The sequence below is a fragment of the Streptomyces sp. NPDC058683 genome (assembly GCF_042716195.1).
GTDB lineage: Bacteria > Actinomycetota > Actinomycetes > Streptomycetales > Streptomycetaceae > Streptomyces.
The window spans coordinates 1-15,958 of the sequence record NZ_JBHXSK010000010.1; the positions used below are offsets into that span (position 1 = coordinate 1).

General features: G+C 70.3%; 17 protein-coding genes and 1 pseudogene. 7 read left to right on the top strand and 11 right to left on the bottom strand.

Annotated elements, in window-relative coordinates; genetic code table 11:
- Positions 1–45: 45 nt before the first annotated feature.
- Together ACFWXC_RS12550 and rbsD are read left to right on the top strand one after the other, a co-directional pair.
- Positions 46–948 carry a ribokinase gene (locus ACFWXC_RS12550; protein WP_384477317.1) on the top strand — a complete coding sequence of 301 codons (903 nt, stop codon included), beginning with the start codon at positions 46–48 and terminating at the stop codon, positions 946–948.
- A complete protein-coding gene (gene rbsD / locus ACFWXC_RS12555) occupies positions 945–1,334 on the top strand; it encodes a D-ribose pyranase (RefSeq protein ID WP_384477320.1) in 390 nt (129 codons plus the stop codon). The genes ACFWXC_RS12550 and rbsD overlap by 4 nt, the downstream gene beginning before the upstream one ends.
- 243 nt (positions 1,335–1,577) lie before the next feature.
- Here the strand turns inward: rbsD and ACFWXC_RS12560 are convergent.
- Both ACFWXC_RS12560 and ACFWXC_RS12565 read right to left on the bottom strand, forming a co-directional pair.
- A pseudogene (locus ACFWXC_RS12560) lies at positions 1,578–1,739 on the bottom strand (IS1380 family transposase); the annotation flags it as partial.
- Between the two features lie 251 nt (positions 1,740–1,990).
- A complete protein-coding gene (locus ACFWXC_RS12565) occupies positions 1,991–2,332 on the bottom strand; it encodes a hypothetical protein (protein WP_384477323.1) in 342 nt (113 codons plus the stop codon).
- Here ACFWXC_RS12565 and ACFWXC_RS12570 point away from each other — a divergent pair.
- The 3 genes from ACFWXC_RS12570 (at position 2,325) to ACFWXC_RS12580 (ending at position 4,272) form a co-directional block, all read left to right on the top strand.
- On the top strand, positions 2,325–2,567 hold the full coding sequence (locus ACFWXC_RS12570; RefSeq protein ID WP_384477326.1) for a hypothetical protein: 243 nt from the start codon (positions 2,325–2,327) through the stop codon (positions 2,565–2,567). The genes ACFWXC_RS12565 and ACFWXC_RS12570 overlap by 8 nt on opposite strands.
- A gap of 220 nt (positions 2,568–2,787) precedes the next feature.
- Complete coding sequence (locus tag ACFWXC_RS12575) at positions 2,788–3,246, top strand: peptidase inhibitor family I36 protein (protein WP_384477329.1); 459 nt, start codon at positions 2,788–2,790, stop codon at positions 3,244–3,246.
- 39 nt (positions 3,247–3,285) lie between these two features.
- A complete protein-coding gene (locus ACFWXC_RS12580) occupies positions 3,286–4,272 on the top strand; it encodes a hypothetical protein (protein WP_384477332.1) in 987 nt (328 codons plus the stop codon).
- Here ACFWXC_RS12580 and ACFWXC_RS12585 read toward each other — a convergent pair.
- The 3 genes from ACFWXC_RS12585 to ACFWXC_RS12595 form a co-directional block, all read right to left on the bottom strand.
- Positions 4,261–5,244, bottom strand: coding sequence for an ArsR family transcriptional regulator (locus ACFWXC_RS12585; RefSeq protein ID WP_384477334.1), 984 nt, complete (start codon positions 5,242–5,244; stop codon positions 4,261–4,263). The genes ACFWXC_RS12580 and ACFWXC_RS12585 overlap by 12 nt on opposite strands.
- A 544-nt stretch (positions 5,245–5,788) precedes the next feature.
- The gene (locus ACFWXC_RS12590) at positions 5,789–6,139 is read right to left on the bottom strand and encodes a hypothetical protein (protein ID WP_384477336.1); all 351 of its coding nucleotides are present in this window, start codon (positions 6,137–6,139) and stop codon (positions 5,789–5,791) included.
- A 233-nt stretch (positions 6,140–6,372) separates the two neighbouring features.
- Entirely contained in the window at positions 6,373–7,452 is a 1,080-nt protein-coding gene (locus ACFWXC_RS12595; RefSeq protein ID WP_384477339.1) for a MerR family transcriptional regulator, read from the bottom strand.
- Between the two features lie 59 nt (positions 7,453–7,511).
- Here ACFWXC_RS12595 and ACFWXC_RS12600 point away from each other — a divergent pair, with 59 nt between their 5' ends.
- Positions 7,512–7,736 (top strand): DUF397 domain-containing protein, encoded by a 225-nt coding sequence (locus tag ACFWXC_RS12600; RefSeq protein WP_384477342.1) that lies wholly within the window; start codon positions 7,512–7,514, stop codon positions 7,734–7,736.
- On the opposite strand, the gene ACFWXC_RS12605 is transcribed toward ACFWXC_RS12600, so the two are convergent.
- The 5 genes from ACFWXC_RS12605 to ACFWXC_RS12625 form a co-directional block, all read right to left on the bottom strand.
- Complete coding sequence (locus tag ACFWXC_RS12605) at positions 7,726–8,487, bottom strand: HNH endonuclease (RefSeq protein WP_384477922.1); 762 nt, start codon at positions 8,485–8,487, stop codon at positions 7,726–7,728. The genes ACFWXC_RS12600 and ACFWXC_RS12605 overlap by 11 nt on opposite strands.
- Positions 8,484–9,866, bottom strand: coding sequence for an AAA family ATPase (locus tag ACFWXC_RS12610; RefSeq protein ID WP_384477345.1), 1,383 nt, complete (start codon positions 9,864–9,866; stop codon positions 8,484–8,486). The genes ACFWXC_RS12605 and ACFWXC_RS12610 overlap by 4 nt, the downstream gene beginning before the upstream one ends.
- 104 nt (positions 9,867–9,970) lie before the next feature.
- Positions 9,971–10,771 carry a sugar phosphate isomerase/epimerase family protein gene (locus tag ACFWXC_RS12615; protein WP_384477888.1) on the bottom strand — a complete coding sequence of 267 codons (801 nt, stop codon included), beginning with the start codon at positions 10,769–10,771 and terminating at the stop codon, positions 9,971–9,973.
- Positions 10,772–10,803: 32 nt separating this feature from the next.
- Entirely contained in the window at positions 10,804–11,955 is a 1,152-nt protein-coding gene (locus ACFWXC_RS12620; RefSeq protein ID WP_384477348.1) for a dihydrodipicolinate synthase family protein, read from the bottom strand.
- Entirely contained in the window at positions 11,952–13,109 is a 1,158-nt protein-coding gene (locus ACFWXC_RS12625) for a Gfo/Idh/MocA family protein (protein WP_384477351.1), read from the bottom strand. The genes ACFWXC_RS12620 and ACFWXC_RS12625 overlap by 4 nt, the downstream gene beginning before the upstream one ends.
- Before the next feature lie 227 nt (positions 13,110–13,336).
- On the opposite strand from ACFWXC_RS12625, the gene ACFWXC_RS12630 reads away from it, so the two are divergent.
- A complete protein-coding gene (locus ACFWXC_RS12630) occupies positions 13,337–14,383 on the top strand; it encodes a LacI family DNA-binding transcriptional regulator (protein ID WP_384477354.1) in 1,047 nt (348 codons plus the stop codon).
- Positions 14,384–14,599: 216 nt separating this feature from the next.
- Here ACFWXC_RS12630 and ACFWXC_RS12635 read toward each other — a convergent pair whose 3' ends face one another.
- Positions 14,600–15,844 (bottom strand): FAD-dependent monooxygenase, encoded by a 1,245-nt coding sequence (locus ACFWXC_RS12635; protein ID WP_384477357.1) that lies wholly within the window; start codon positions 15,842–15,844, stop codon positions 14,600–14,602.
- Positions 15,845–15,958 lie beyond the last annotated feature (114 nt).

Consider the following 15,958-nt stretch of genomic DNA (forward strand, 5'->3'; position numbering starts at 1 on the left):
CGCCGGGCCCGGCCGCCCCAACTCGTTCTCTTAGGGAGTCACTTCATGTACGACTACGACCTCCTGGTCGTGGGATCGGCCAACGCCGACCTGGTGATCGGGGTCGACCGGAGGCCGGCCGCCGGTGAGACCGTGCTCGGCGGCGACCTCGCCACGCACCCCGGCGGCAAGGGCGCCAACCAGGCGGTCGCGGCCGCCCGGCTCGGCGCCCGCACCGCCCTGCTGGCCCGGGTCGGCGACGACGCGCACGGCAGGCTGCTGCTCGACTCGCAGCGGGCGGCCGGGGTGGACACGGTGGGCGTGCTGGTGGGCGGGGCGCCGACGGGCGTCGCGCTGATCACCGTGGACCCCTCCGGCGACAACAGCATCGTGGTCTCGCCGGGCGCGAACGGGCGGCTCGCACCGGTGGACGTACGGGCCGCGGTCAGCCTCTTCCACACCTCCCGGGTGGTCTCCGCGCAGCTGGAGATCCCGCTGGAGACGGTGGTGGAGGTGGTACTGAACCTGGCCCCCGGCAGCCGGTTCGTGCTCAACCCGTCTCCGCCGCGGCCCCTTCCGGGTGAGGTCCTCGCGGCCTGCGACCCGCTGATCGTGAACGAGCACGAGGCGAAGGTGCTTCTCGGCGAGGCGTGCGTGAGCGAGGAACCGGCCGACTGGGCGCGGCTCCTGCTCGCCAAGGGCCCGAAGTCGGTGGTGGTGACGCTGGGCGCGGAGGGCGCGCTGGTCGCCGACGCGCACGGGGTCGAGTCCGTCCCGTCCGTGAAGGTGGACGCGGTGGACACCACGGGTGCCGGGGACGCGTTCACGGCGGCTCTGGCGGTACGCCTCGGAGCGGGCGCGTCGCTCGCCGAGGCGGCGGCGTACGCGGCCCGGGTCGGGGCGGCGGCGGTGACGAAGCGGGGCGCACAGGACTCGTACCCGACGGCGGCGGAGGTCGAGGCGCTGTGAAGAAGGCGGGGATTCTCAACCGTCATCTCGCCGGTGCGCTCGCGGAGTTGGGGCACGGGCACGGGGTGCTGGTCTGCGATGCCGGGATGCCGATCCCGCAGGGGCCGCGGGTCGTGGACCTCGCCTTCCGGGCCGGGGTGCCGTCCTTCGCGGAGGTGCTGGAGGGGCTGCTGGCGGAGCTGGTCGTGGAGGGCGCGACGGCGGCGACCGAGATACGCGGGGCCAACCCGGCCGCCGCCAAGCTGCTGGACGGGCACTTTCCCGACCTGGCCCTGGTCCCGCACGAGCGGCTGAAGGAGCTGTCGGGGGGCGCCCACCTGGTGGTCCGCACGGGCGAGGCCCGACCGTACGCGAACGTGCTGCTGCGGTGCGGGGTGTTCTTCTAGCCTCGATCGTTCATGAGTCCTCGTTGGTGTGCTGACGGAACTCTGTGTTTGTGTGGTGCGGTCTTTTCGGGGCTGGGGCAGGCTGAGGCAGAGCGTGGAGCCGGTTGATTGCGTGGGTGATGACGTCGGTCCAGGGCCATCGGGCGGTCAAGCGGAGCCAGTGACGGCGTCCGGTGTGCACGAGCTGAGCGGCGGCTCAGAACAGGCGAAGGCGAAGGCGCTTGGGTTCCCAGCGGCGGGTTTCGCCCCCTGCTTGCGCCACGGCGCCAGTGCCGTCGATACCGCGGTGTCCAGGCCGGACTTGCGGACCGTCTCGACCAGCAGCACCGACCCGGCCTGCGAGACCACCCTGCGGGCGCCGCCCTCGACGCGGACACGCGGGTACAACCCGATACGCTCGCCCACCCGGAGAGTGCTTCTTCCCGTGCAGCTGACAGGACCCTGGACAAGTCCCATCGTTGCAGGTCAGAAGCACTCTCCGCTTATTTGGTCAAGGTGCGGACGAGTACGCTCATGACAGCGCAAGGTCAGCCTGAGGCCAACGGAGATCCCATGCCGAAGGGTTCAGACCTCGAACGTCCACCTCAACAGCGCGGGAGCTTCGCGTGTTGCGTGTCCCGTAACTGTCAGCCGATCAGCGGCCCGGTTGAACGAGATTAGTTATGCGACGGGTTCCAGTAGTGGGTCTCGAGCGGAATCCCGTGATGATTGTAGTCGTCGTTGTTGTCGGACGAGTAGACAGCCGAGCTCCCCGGAGAAACCCGCAAAGTATCAAACCAATAATGGGACGCGATCTGGCTCGGAAGGTCGTTTTCCCAGAACTGGCCTGCCTTGCTGGAGTTGCACTCGCTTGCCCAGACGGCGTTCCGGTCGCTGTTGTTATCGGTCATGAGGCACAAGCCGTTGCCTCGGTTCTGAAGCTGGTGCATGCCATCCATAGTGGGATTGAGCCAGTTCCACTGCTGATAGATGCTGGGAGCAACGAACGAGGTGTCCATCCAGACATTACTTGTCGTCGGCGACGCCGTGAGGAATAGGCCAGAGTACTGGCTCTGGTACGACCAAAAGGTCGAGGCTGCCGATGCCGTAGACATGGAACCAGAAAAAGCCAGGAGAAGGGCTGCGAATCCTACAGTGAAGAAAGAGGGCTTCCAGTGTGCAGAAATTTTCATACCCGAAAACTTACTGATCATGATCCAGATGTTCGGCGTATCGAAAGTTACGGATCGGTGAATATCGACTCGCAATGATGGCATACGGCATATATGCGGAGAATTAGGATTGGTTGCCGCAAGCTCTTAACCAGGGCTCGAAGTGCGTGCGGAGTAGCGGAGTACCGGATTCCCGCCCCACACCTGGGACATTTCATCTCCGTGAAGGGTCATGGCCGGCCCGTGCCTCGGTTGGCAATATCAGCCACCACGGAGAAAGATCCCAGAAAGAGGGAATTCATATGCGGTCCTTCCGATTAGCAGCGGTACTCGCCGCCACCGCCCTGGCCGCCTTCATCGGCCTCACCCTTCCCGGCAGCGCGGCGGCCGCGGACGGGCACTCCGCCGCTTCCGCCGCGGTCTCCCCCCAGGCCGTGAGCGACTGCCCGAACACTTGGTTCTGTTTCTGGCAGGACGCCAACTACAGCAGCACACCGGGCAAGGTCCAGGGCGACAACGCAGACTGGCGCAGGTTCAGCCACTCCGGCTGTTACAACGGGACATGGAGCGACTGCGCCTCTTCGGCGTGGAACCGCACCGGCACGACTGTCGTGGTGTGGAGAGACATCGGGTACAGCGGTTTGCTCTACTGCCTGCCCAACGGCTGGTACAACAGCAACTTCGCGTACGCCTACTGGCCCGGAACCTTCGACGGCCTCAACGACTCGATCAGCAGCAACCAGGTCGTCGATGGCTGCTGACCGGGCTCTGTCCTCCGACCGGATGACGGGCGATCACCCATGACAGAGCTCTCGTGCCGCCGTGCCGGTGGCGCACCCCTACGCCTGGTGCCCCTGCTGGTCCCTGTCGTGACCCTGGTCTGTGTGGCCGCCACCGCGTGCACCGGGCCGGGCGCGGCCGTGACGGCCGAGGCGGCACCGGCGGCGCGGGAGTCCGGTCACGCCGCCGCCCTCCTCACCGAAGACGCCGGCGACCTGCGCCGACGCCGGCAGCTGTTCGACGCCTCGCAGATCCTCACCCAGCGCTGCATGCGCGACCGGGGGCTGCGCTTCCTGATCACGAGCGCGGGCCCGCCACCACCGGCCGGGGCGACCACGGCCGACTCGATCGGTTCCCGCACCGCCCCCGGCTACGGCGTCTCCACGGCGCTGGGCGACCTGAACAAGGGCCCAACGGCCCAGAACCGGTACGTCAGTTCACTCTCCGCCGCCGAACGGGCCCGCTACGACACCGCCCTCGACGGCCCCGCCGACCAGATGGCGCCACTGACCCTGCCCAGCGGGGCGAGCGGGGCCTACGCGACAGGAGGCTGCACGGCCAGGGTCCGGGCCGAGTTGTACGGCACCGTACGGGCCGCCCTGGAGGACACCCTCGTACCGCAGGACGTCGGCCAGCTCCTCCAGCGGTACCTGGCCACCGCCCCCGCGTACCGGAAGTCCCTCGCGCGTTGGAAACGCTGTATGGCCGACGCCGGGCGGACGGCGCAGTCGCCCGCCGCGCTGATCCAGTCGTTGCGGGCCGAGGCGGTCCAGGGCGCGAGCGCCTCGAAGCTGGCGCGCGAGCAGCGGGCCGCCGCGATCGATGATCAACTGTGCGACGAGGAAAGCGACTTGCGCCGCACGACCGCCACGCAGCGCAACGCCTTCCTGCGCGAGCAGCCCGCATCGACGCCGGCCCGCCTGGAGCAGGTCTGGCAGCACCGGCAGCGGGCCCTGACCCGGGCGGCGGCCCTGCTCGGCCAGGACGCCCAGGTCTCACCGGGGTGACATCGGCGGTCTGAGCAGCGCGGCGCCCAGCGGGGTGAGCGTGTGCAGCACCGTGTTGTGGTGGCGGTGACTGAAGACCAGGCCGGCGTCGCGCAGCACGGTGGTGTGGTGGGAGGCCGTGGGTACCGACACGCCCAGGAACCCGGCCAGTTCGGAGGTGGTCGCGCCCAGCGCGAGGGACCGCAGCGCGGCCGCGCGGGTGCGGCCGAGCAGCGCGGCGAGCGAGGCGTCGGGCGGGCGTTCGGGGGCGGGCGCGCGGAGGCCGTGCACGGGGTAGACCAGCAGCGGCTGGAGGGTGTCGTCGGCCATCGAGACCGGCGACTGCCAGCAGAAGTAGGAGGGGACCAGGCGCAGTCCGCGGCCCGCCAGGTGCAGGTCGCGGTCCTCGACGTAGTCGACGTGCAGGACCGGCGGGTGCCAGCGGATGGCGGGTGACAGGCCGGCGAGCAGTCCGTCGACCCCGGCCGCGAGGGCGTCCCGGCCACGCAGGGCGCGCTCCGCGGCGACCGTGGCGAGAATACGGTTCTCATGCGGTGCGATGACCGCTTCGTGGTAGGCGCGCAGGAGCCCGGCCAGGTCCTCGCGGGCCCCGCGCTCCAGCAGCCGGGGCGCCCAGTCGGGGGCGCCGGCGATCCGGTCCAGCGTCTGTATTTCGAGGGCGACCCGGTCGGGCGGGGTGTCGACGATCGCCGCGAGCCCGCGGTCCAGGCCGTCGGCGGCCTCGTACGGGGTGAGGAAGTCGGGCAGGTAGCGGGCCCGGGGCAGCACGGGGACCAGGAGCCGGCGTACGGCCGCGCCGAGTTGGGTGCCGGCGAGGGTGGTCCGGGTCCCGCGGTACCAGTCGGCGTACGCCCAGCGGCCCTGCGTGGTCTGTAATCGGTGCAGGCTACAGGCGATCTCCCAGAGCGGGTCGGGGGCACTCGCCACCCGGACGCGGGCCAGATCCTGAGGCGTGAAGTGAATACGCAGCACGCGAGCCGCCCCCCGAGTCGGACAAAACAAGTCGTCCCGTTCAGGCAGCAGCCTGGGGCACGCGGCCCCCACGAACAACACAGGAACCGGCCGCGACGACACGGGCCGGAACGCGTCCCGGGGTGCTGACCAGGCAGCCTCGCGAAGGGCCGGGACACGCTTCGAGGGGGCCCGATCCGTCGATCGAACCCCCTCGGCTCACCCCCTCCGCGTCAGAACCCCCGCGATCCCCCCAGATCCCCCTCCGAAAGTTCCGACACCAAGTACGACCGCCGGGCGGGGGGATGGTTGTACGGGGCGCGGAAGATTTTTCCGGGCGCCGGCGGCCGTGCCCGGAGCCCGCTGCGGATGACGAAGCCCTGTCAAGCAATTAAGGACAATCTAAGGCGACGGCAAAGACAGGTGACCCATAGGATCCCTAAGATCCACAAGGCGCGCACGCGCCCCGACGACACCTGCCCCACCCCGGATCGGACGGGGTGGGGCAGGGTCTCCAAGGCGCCGGTCAGGGGCTACCGGCGTATTCGGCGCGCCAGGGCCGGATTCAGCGGACGGTGACGGACACGTTCTTGGAGACCGTGCCGCCGTCCTTGACGCGCAGGACCTCGACGCCCTTCTTCTCGAACTTGTCGCCGACCTTGTAGGCACCCTTCTTCACCTTCGTGGCCGCGGGCAGCGAGACCCACTTCCTGCCGTCCTTGACCTGGAGGGTCACCTTGCTGCCCTCCTTGAGGCCGGTGGCCTTGCCGGAGAAGGTGACGACGTCGCCCAGCCTGATGCTGGTGGCGCTCGCCTTGACAGTGAGGGCGGGAGCCGGGGCGGGGGCGGCGACGGCGGCGGTGGCACCGGCGGCGACGAGTGCGGCAGAGGCCGCGGCAACGGTGGCGATACGCATGTTCACAGGGAACTCCTTGGTTTTCAATTGCCTTTTCCAACCGCAATTCCGAGCCCTTTGCTCGCCCTTGCGGCTGACTCAAACCCTATAGACACGACCAGGCAGGACGCGGTTCCAGCCGAATGCAAGAAACCAGAAATGACAGGTGAACCACAGCAAATTGAAAAGGGCATCCGCCCGTGAACAGGGAATATAAAAAAGACCTGTGTGAAGAAGTCCTCACACAGGTACCGTCAGTTCTCCAACCGGACCGGCATCAGGAGCGAGAAGGCGCCCTCGTCCTCGGGCCGGCGGATCGCGATCGGTGCCGTGGGCGCGCCGAACTCCAGAATCAGTCGGTCGCGGGCTCCGGCGGCCAGCGCGGCCAGCAGGAACTCACGGTTGACGGCGACGCGGTTCGGGTCTTCGTCGACATCGGCACAGAGGGTCACCGCGCCGCCGTCCTCCACCCTGAGCACGCTGAGGTCGGGTGCCCCGGCCTCTCCGGAGCGGACAGGACCCGTCTCCAGAGCGTGCCGGAAGGCCGCCACCTCGACGACGGTGCGGCGTCCGCCGGCCCGGGGCAGGAGACGACGGTAGTCGGGGAAGTCGTGGTCGAGGCACCGACCGGCCGCCTGCCGGTCCCCGGCCTCCAGTGTCACGCGGTCACCGTCGAGAGAGAGTCGCGCAGGTCCCTCGCCGCCCAACAGCGCACGCATCGCGTCGGCGAGCGGAGTGGGCACGATGGCCTGCACCCGGCCCCCGTCGTGCCCGGCGACACCGGCCCGCGCGACCGCCATCCGGTACCGGTCGGTGGCCACGGCATGCAGGCTCTCGCCCTCGATGTCGAACAGAACCCCGCCGAGCATCGGCAGCTCGGGGTCGGTGCTCGCCGCGAAGCGAACCGTGTCCAGCACGGCTGCCAGCACCGGCGCGGCGACGGACAGGCGGACGGAGGCGATACGGAGCGAGGTCATGGCGTTCTCCCGGTGATCGAGTAGCGCTCGGAGCGCGGCGAACTCACTGCGGGCATCGGACAGCCCCTGTTCGAGATGGCGCAGGTGCGCCCTGAGCAGTTTCCGGACCAGATCCGTATCCGCGCCGGACCAACTGGCCAGCACCAACCGGATGTCCGCCAGCGGCATCCCAGCCCGGCGCAGGCAGGCCAGCAGCCGGGCCTCTTCCAACTGCTCGGGCCCGTACCAGCGGTAACCGCTCTCCGAATCCACCCGGGCAGGGACCAGCACACCGGCACGGTCGTAGAACCGCAGGGCACTCACGCCCAGGCCACTGTCACGGGCCGTCTCCCCGATGCTGCGCAGATCGTTCTCCACACCCGGCACTCTGGACCCTGCACAAGGTCGAGGGTCAACCAAGCCAGGTCAGTCACCACATGGCCAGCAGTGAGAACACCGTCTTCGACGCGTCCACCCTCACCGGGTGGTACAAGTCCAGCCACAGCGGCGGCAGCCAGGGCGACTGCCTCGAAGCAGCCCGTGGCCACCTCGGCGTGCCCGTCCGCGGCAGCAAGGCCGTGACTGGTCCGGCGCTGGTCTTCTCGTCCGGCGTCTGGGCCGCGTTCGTCGGGGCGGTGCGGGACCGGCGTATCAGTAGTTGACGCCCCGGAAGTGCAGGAACGCGGTTCGCAGTTCGGGATCGCGGAGGAGGCCGAGGGTCTCCTCCTCCCCCGCGAACAGGTCATCGGCAGCCGGATGGCCGGACTGGTGGAACATGGCGACCAGGACATCGACAAGGGGGCGGTCCCAGGTGACCCGGACGATCTCCTTCGCCTTGTCCCGTTGCCCCTTGTCCATGGCTATGCGCCACAGCTGGATCGAGCCCTGGGCCGTCAGGTAAGCATCCATACGCCCCTTGACCAGGACAGCCCTGGCATTGAGGCCGAACACCTCGATGCAGGCCCGTCCCCGGTCGGTCAGGCCCCGGTACGTTCCGAGCGGGAGCACCAGCCGTATGTGGTCCAAGGGGTCCTCGGCTGTCGGGTCGACGAGCAGGGGGCCGCCGTCGTCCGCGACAGGGAAACGGTTCCGCTTCTGGTTGCTGTTGCAGAACGAGCAGGCCAGCACGTGGTTGAGCCAGTCGAAGGTGCGCAGCGGAGCAAGGCTCTTCGGCTCGAAGTGGTCGATGTCGGTGCCCTGGCTGTCACCGCAGTACATGCACCGTTCGTGGCCAGGAGCCATCTCCGCAAGCCCCGCGCGGAGTGCGGGGCGGACCTGTCGGCGGTTCGCCCAGAGTTCCTTCGCCCTGTCCTTGCGTTCCTTCTCCGTGGCCTGCTGCCGGATGTCGTCGGTGTAGTCCCTCATCCGTTCCGTCGTGGCCGCCGGCAGGACGGCACGCCGAAGCCGGATCACTCCCTTTCGTCCTTGATCTCCTCCGCGATCCGTTGGAGATGCGCACCCACCTCGTCCACACGGGCCGACGGCGAGCTCGCGAGCCGTTGCTTGAGCTCCCGGTAGCGGTCGAGGGACTCCCGTGACGAGGCCCCGTCGTAGATCTCCGCCTCCAGCTCCACGAACTCGGCCCTCATCTGTTCGGCCCGCTCGGAGTAGGGCGTGTCGAGGCCGAAGAGGTCGGAGAGCACGGCGTCGTCGCCGCTGCCGTACACCACGCGGTCGTACAGGTCCTGGTCGATGACCTCGGGCGGGCGCGCCTCGTCCACGCCCGGCAGCCGGATCAGGCCGCCGGGGTCGGCGGCCTGGCAGATGTAGGGGCTGTGCGTGGTGACGATGAACTGGATGTGGGGGAAGTGAGCGGTCAGCCAGGGGCCGATGCGGCGCTGCCAGGACACGTGCAGGTGCGCGTCGATCTCGTCGATGATGACGACGCCGGGGACGAGGCGGAGCAGTGCGTTCTCGCCCAGGGCGGTGAACGGCGTGTCCCCGAAGGTGTCATGGATCTGCTTCAGGATGTCGACGACCAGCGCAGCGACCGTTCGGAAACCGTCACTCATCTCCCGCAACGGGAAACGCTGCCCGTCGCGGGTGACCCACAGGCCCTCGGAATCGACGTCCTCGACGCGATATCCGTCAGGGAGCAGTCCGTCACCGAGGACTGCCAACGCCGCGTTCTTGAGTTCCTCGGCGCCCTGCCTGCCTTCGAGTGCGCGCAGGTGCTGCTCGATCAGCCAGGCGACACCTTCGGCGAGTGACGCGTCCTCGTGGAACAAGCTTGCCTGCCGGGCCACCGGTCCGGAGGCCAGCATCAGCCGCTGCACCTCGCCCGAGCCCCCGGCCATGCGCCGGAACGGGCCATAGGCCGCGCAGAACCAGCCCACCGGGTTGTCGGCCCACGGCCCTCTCTGCGCTGGACTGGCGCCCGCCGCCTTGGCGCTGTGCCTGATCTCCTCGAGCGCGGGCTGCGCCCCCCTGCGGCTCGCGGCTCCGTCCATCGGTGCCGTCCACCTCAGCCCTGCCCGGAACCTGTTCAGAGTCCGGCCCGAGGCGGTGAACCCGTCGAAGTTCTTGTGCCTGACGATCTCGGCCACCACGGTGCCCGAATCCGCTCCTCGGGCAATCCAGTTCTCGAAACCCTGGACAAGACCACGCGCGGCCACCGTTCCCCCCAGCGCGAGTGCCAGGGCACGCAGCAACGTCGTCTTTCCGGAGCCGTTGCGGCCGGCGAGCACAGTCCACCCGGCGTGACTTCCGTCGGGACGGGTCAGCGTCAGGTCGACCTGACGAGGGCCGTGGAAGGACTTGACGTTCTCCACGAGGATCCGACTGACGTACATGGGCGTCGACATCCGTTCACTCGGGTATCGCGCCCGATCCTACGGCCAGGAGTGTGCCCGCCCCGGTGCAGCCCGGGGGCATGGCACACTCCCGTATCGTCCCGTCACCCCCCGACGTGCCTGACGAACCTCTCCGCCGTCTCCGCGAGCACCTCACGGCCGTCCCGCGCCCACAACCCGTCGTTGAACAGCTCGACCTCGATGGCGCCGGTGTAACCGGCCGCCTCCACGTACCCCTTCCACTCCCGCATGTCGATCGCGCCGTCCCCGATCTGGCCGCGGCCGTTGAGGACGCCCTCGGGCAACGGGGTGGTCCAGTCGGCGAGTTGGAAGGTGTGGATACGGCCGCCCGCGCCGGCCCGGGCGATCCCCGCGGGTGCCTGGTCGTCCCACCAGATGTGGTACGTGTCCACGGTGACGCCGACCTGGTGGGCGGGGAAGCGTTCCGCGAGGTCCAGGGCCTGGGTCAGGGTGGAGACCACGCAGCGGTCGGAGGCGTACATCGGGTGGAGGGGTTCGATGGCCAGGCGGACGCCGTGCTGTTCGGCGTAGGGGCCCAGCTCCCCCAGCGCGTCCGCGATCCGCTCCCGTGCCCCGTGCAGGTCCCGGGAGCCCGCCGGCAGGCCGCCGGAGACCAGCACGAGAGTGTCGGTGCCGAGGGCCGCCGCCTCCTCGACCGCCCGCCGGTTGTCGGCGAGGGCCGCCGCCCGCGCCTCGGGGTCGATCGCGGTGAGGAAGCCGCCGCGGCACAGGGTGGTGACGGTCAGGCCCGCCTCGCGGACCAGCTTGGCGGCCGCCTCCACGCCGTAGGCCTGCACCGGCTCCCGCCACAGGCCGACGCCGGGCACGCCCAGCTCCAGGCAGGCGTCGGCCAGTTCGGGCAGCGACAGCTGCTTGACGGTCATCTGGTTGATGGAGAAGCGGGACAGGTCGCCGGTCACTGGTTGACTCCGTACAGGGCGAGGAGGGTCTTCATACGGTCCTCGGCCAGCTTGGGGTCCGGGAACAGGCCCAGACCGTCGGCGAGTTCGTAGGCACGGGCGAAGTGCGGCAGCGAGCGCGCCGACTGCAGGCCGCCGACCATCGTGAAGTGGGACTGGTGGCCGGCCAGCCAGGCCAGGAAGACCACGCCCGTCTTGTAGAACCGGGTGGGGGTCTGGAAGAGGTGGCGGGAGAGTTCCACGGTCGGGTCGAGCAGCGCGCGGAAGCCCGCCGTGTCGCCCGTGTCCAGGATCCGTACCGCCTGTGCCGCCAGCGGTCCCAGCGGGTCGAAGATGCCGAGCAGGGCGTGGCTGAAGCCCTGCTCGTCGCCGGCGATCAGCTCGGGGTAGTTGAAGTCGTCGCCGGTGTAGCAGCGGACGCCCTGCGGCAGCCGCCGCCGGATGTCGATCTCCCGCTGAGCCTCCAGGAGCGACACCTTGATGCCGTCGACCTTGTCGGGGTGGGCGGCGATGACCTCCAGGAACACGTCTGTCGCCGCGTCCAGGTCGGCCGACCCCCAGTAGCCCGCCAGCGCCGGGTCGAACATCGGGCCCAGCCAGTGCAGGACCACCGGCTCGGTGGCCTGGCGCAGGAGGTGGCCGTAGACCTCCAGGTAGTCCTCGGGACCGGAGGCGGTGGCGGCGAGCGCCCGGGAGGCCATCAGGATGGCCTGGGCGCCGGACTCCTCGACGAGCGCGAGCTGCTCCTCGTAGGCGGCCCGGATCTCGGCGAGCGTGCCGCCGGTGATCTGGTCGGTGCCGACCCCGCAGGCGATGCGGCCGCCGACCGCCTTCGCCTCGGCGGCGCTGCGGCGGATCAGCTCGGCCGCGCCCGCCCAGTCCAGGCCCATGCCGCGCTGGGCGGTGTCCATCGCCTCGGCGACGCCCAGGCCGTGCGACCACAGGTGGCGGCGGAAGGCGAGGGTGGCGTCCCAGTCGACGGCGGCGGGCGAGTCCGGTGAGACGTCGGCGAACGGGTCGGCGACGACATGGGCCGCCGAGAAGACAGTGCGGGAGGTGAAGGGGGTGCCGGGGGTGGCGGCGAGCTGCTCGGTGCGCGGCTCGTAGGTCCGCAGCGCCCCGCCGGCGCCCGGGAGCTGGATGGTCACAGGGAGATCTCCGGTACGTCGATGCGGCGGCCCTGCGCCGAGGACCGCAGGCCCAGCTCGGCGAGCTGCACTCCGCGGGCGCCGGCCAGCAGGTCCCAGTGGTAGGGGGCGTCGGCGTAGACGTGCTTGAGGAAGAGCTCCCACTGGGCCTTGAAGCCGTTGTCGAACTCGCCGTTGTCCGGGACCTCCTGCCACTGGTCGCGGAAGACCTCGGTGGCCGGGATGTCGGGGTTCCACACCGGCTTGGGGGTCGCGCTGCGGTGCTGGGCGCGGCAGTTGCGCAGCCCGGCGACCGCGGAGCCCTCGGTGCCGTCGACCTGGAACTCGACCAGTTCGTCGCGGTTGACGCGGACCGCCCAGGAGGAGTTGATCTGGGCGATGGCGCCGCCGTCGAGTTCGAAGATGCCGTAGGCGGCGTCGTCGGCGGTGGCGTCGTAGGGCTTGCCGCTCTCGTCCCAGCGCTGCGGGATGTGGGTGGCGGTGAGGGCCTGGACGGACTTCACCCGGCCGAACAGCTCGTGCAGCACGTACTCCCAGTGCGGGAACATGTCGACGACGATGCCGCCGCCGTCCTCCGCGCGGTAGTTCCAGGACGGGCGCTGCGCGGCCTGCCAGTCGCCCTCGAAGACCCAGTAGCCGAACTCGCCGCGGACCGACAGGATCCGGCCGAAGAAGCCGCCGTCGATGAGCCGCTTCAGCTTCAGCAGGCCGGGCAGGAAGATCTTGTCCTGGACGACGCCGTGCTTGATGCCCTTCGCGTCCGCCAGCCGGGCCAGCTCCAGGGCGCCCTCCAGGCCGGTCGCGGTCGGCTTCTCGGTGTAGATGTGCTTTCCGGCGGCGATGGCCTGCCGGAGGGCCTCCTCGCGGGCGGAGGTGACCTGGGAGTCGAAGTAGATGTCCACGGTCGGGTCGGCGAGCACGGACTCCAGGTCGGTGGAGATGTGCTCTTCGGACAGGCCGTGCCGGTCGGCGATGTCGCGGAGCGCGTGCTCCCGGCGGCCGACGAGGATCGGTTCCGGCCACAGCACGGTGCCGTCGCCGAGGTCGAGACCGCCCTGTTCGCGCAGCGCGAGGATCGAGCGGACGAGGTGCTGGCGGTAGCCCATGCGCCCGGTCACGCCGTTCATGGCGATACGCACCGTCTTGCGTGTCACGTGTTTCCCTTCGTCCGCATGCGTCTCAGTAACGCAGCAAGCGCTTTCTATATGGTCTGAAGCTAGCCTTTGACCACTGGTCTGTACAAGACCGTGATGGGGTCGAGTTGTTCGAGGGGGCGAACAACAGGAGTGAATGGCCTTATGGTCTGCACGGCAAGGGGGCTTCCTTTGATCAGGCTGTGTACGACGGCGTACGAAGCGACGCGCGACCGGAGGACGACGACATGACGGTGACCCTGGCGGACGTGGCGGCCCGCGCCCAGGTCTCGCCCGCGACGGTGTCGCGCGTACTGAACGGCAACTACCCCGTGGCGGCGTCCACGAGGGAGCGGGTGCTGCGGGCGGTGGACGAGCTGGACTACGTCCTCAACGGGCCGGCGAGCGCGCTCGCGGCGGCCACCTCCGACCTGGTCGGCATCCTCGTCAACGACATCGCCGACCCGTTCTTCGGGATCATGGCGAGCGCGATCCAGGCGGAGATCGGCGGTCCGGGCGGGCGGGCCGGCGGCGAGCGGCTGGCGGTGGTCTGCAACACCGGGGGGTCGCCGGAGCGGGAACTGACCTACCTGACCCTGCTGCAACGGCAGCGGGCGGCGGCGGTGATCCTGACCGGCGGGGCCGTGGAGGACGCGCCGCACGCGGCGGCGGTGGCGGCGAAGCTGCGGAAGCTGGCGGACGCGGGGACCCGGGTGGTGCTGTGCGGGCGGCCGCCGGCGCCGGAGACCGACGCGGTGGCCCTGACCTTCGACAACCGCGGCGGCGGCCGGCAGCTGACCGAGCACCTCATCGGGCTCGGCCACCGGCGGCTCGGCTACATCGCGGGCCCGGAGGAGCGGACGACCACCCGGCACCGCCTGGAGGGCCACCGGGCCGCGCTGGCCGACGCGGGCATCGAGGAGGACCCGCGCTGGACCGTGCACGGGCGCTACGACCGGCGGGCGGGGTACGAGGCGACGCTCGAACTGCTGCGCCGCGACCCGGCGCTGACGGCGGTGGTGGCCGCGAACGACTCGGTGGCGCTGGGCGCGTGCGCGGCACTGCGGGAGTCGGGGCTGCGGATCCCGGTGGACGTGTCGGTGGCCGGCTTCGACGACCTGCCGTTCAGCATCGACGTGGTGCCGTCGCTGACGACGGTACGGCTGCCGCTGGCCGAGGCGGGCGCCCGCGCCGGCCGCATCGCCATGGGCCGCGAGGAGCCCCCGCCGGGGGGCATCGCCACGGTCCGGGGGGAGCTGATGGTGCGGGGGTCCTCGGGAGTGCCGCGGAGCTGAGCGGGGCGCGAGCCCGAGGCGGGCCGTCGGCCCGGGGCAGCGGGCGAGTCCGGCCCCGAGGGCGGCCGGCCGTAAGCCTGGACAGGTGGGCCGCGGACCCGACGGGACGGTTGCTCTGCAGCGGGTGGCCGTGGGCCCGAGCAGGAGGATCACGAGGCACTCGCCCAGCAGTAACGGTTCCTCAGACTCCTCCCGCACCGGCCCCCCGCGCCGGTCTCAGCGGTCGCCCTGCAGGGACCGCCCCAGCAGCGGCAGCGGCGCCTCGCCCCTCTTCCGGTCCTGGTACCAGCGCCTCCCCGTGTCGTAGGCCAGCCGGGCCTGGCGCACCGGTTTCAGCTGCATGGCGAGGTGGGTCTGGTAGCGCCAGGGGGCCTGCCGGCCCTGCCGGACCGCCATCGCGTAGGCGAAGTCGACCGGGCCGCGGTCCAGGTAGTCGTCCACCTGCTCGAACCAGGCCATGCTGGTGCGCGCCACCGCCTGCACGCCGTGCAGTTCCGCGCGGCGGCGCTTGTCGTACTCGCGCAGCGCCACCCGCGGATCCGGGAACTCCTTCAGGGCGCAGGCCAGCACGATCGCGTCGATCATGGCGAGCCGGGTGCCGGAGCCCAGCGTGAAGTGGGTGGTGTGCGCGGAGTCGCCGGCCAGCACGACGGGCCGGCCGTCGCTGCCGTCGACCCAGGTCCTGTTGGCGATGTGCGTGAACCGCTGCCACTTCGCCGGCGCACCGCGTGATCTGCTGATCAGGGAGTGGCCGTCCAGGGCGCGGTGGAAGATCTTCTCCAGCAGGGGTACGGCGTCGTCCTCGTCGAGCCTGTCGAGGCCGAGGCCCTGCCAGGTCTCGGGGGAGCACTCCACGATGCAGGTGCTGATCCCCTTGAACGACGGATAGGCGTGGAACCAGATCCAGCCGGCGTCGGTCTCCTCGAAGGCGAACACGAAGCTGTCGAACTGCCGGTCGGTACCGAGCCAGATGTAGAGATTGCGGCCGGTCTCCATGTGCGGGCCGAACTGCCCGGCGCGGCTCTGCCGGATCCGGCTGCCCGCGCCGTCGACGGCCAGCACCAGGTCGGCGTCGGGCAGGTCGGCGGGGTCGGCGAGGCGCTCGTGCCGTACGTCCACGCCGAGCGAGCGCGCGCGCCGGGCCAGGATGCCGAGGAGGGCCGCGCGGCCCAAGCTGTAGCCGTAGCCGCCGAAGTGCGCGATGCCGTCGTACCGGTTGCCGTGCACGCGGATGTCCTGGTGCTGCCAGAGCACGGAGCCGGCGCTCACCGCCCGTGCGCTCTCGGGGTCGTTGCGGTACAGGATGTCCAGCAGGTCGCTCCAGTAGACGACACCCCAGCCGTAGGTCGCCTCGGGCGGGTCCGCCTCCAGAACGATGATCTCGTGCCCGGCGTCCCGCAGCTTCGCCGAGATCGAGAAGTACAGCCCGGCCGGGCCTCCGCCCACACAGACGATCCTCATCCGGTCACCGCCTCCACGGCCGCCGGGCCCGGGGGCCCGCGGGGTTTCGATGCATGGGTCCGGGTGCCCGAAGACCGGACACCCGGACCCACCCTTTTGCTGTCAGGGAGCGTC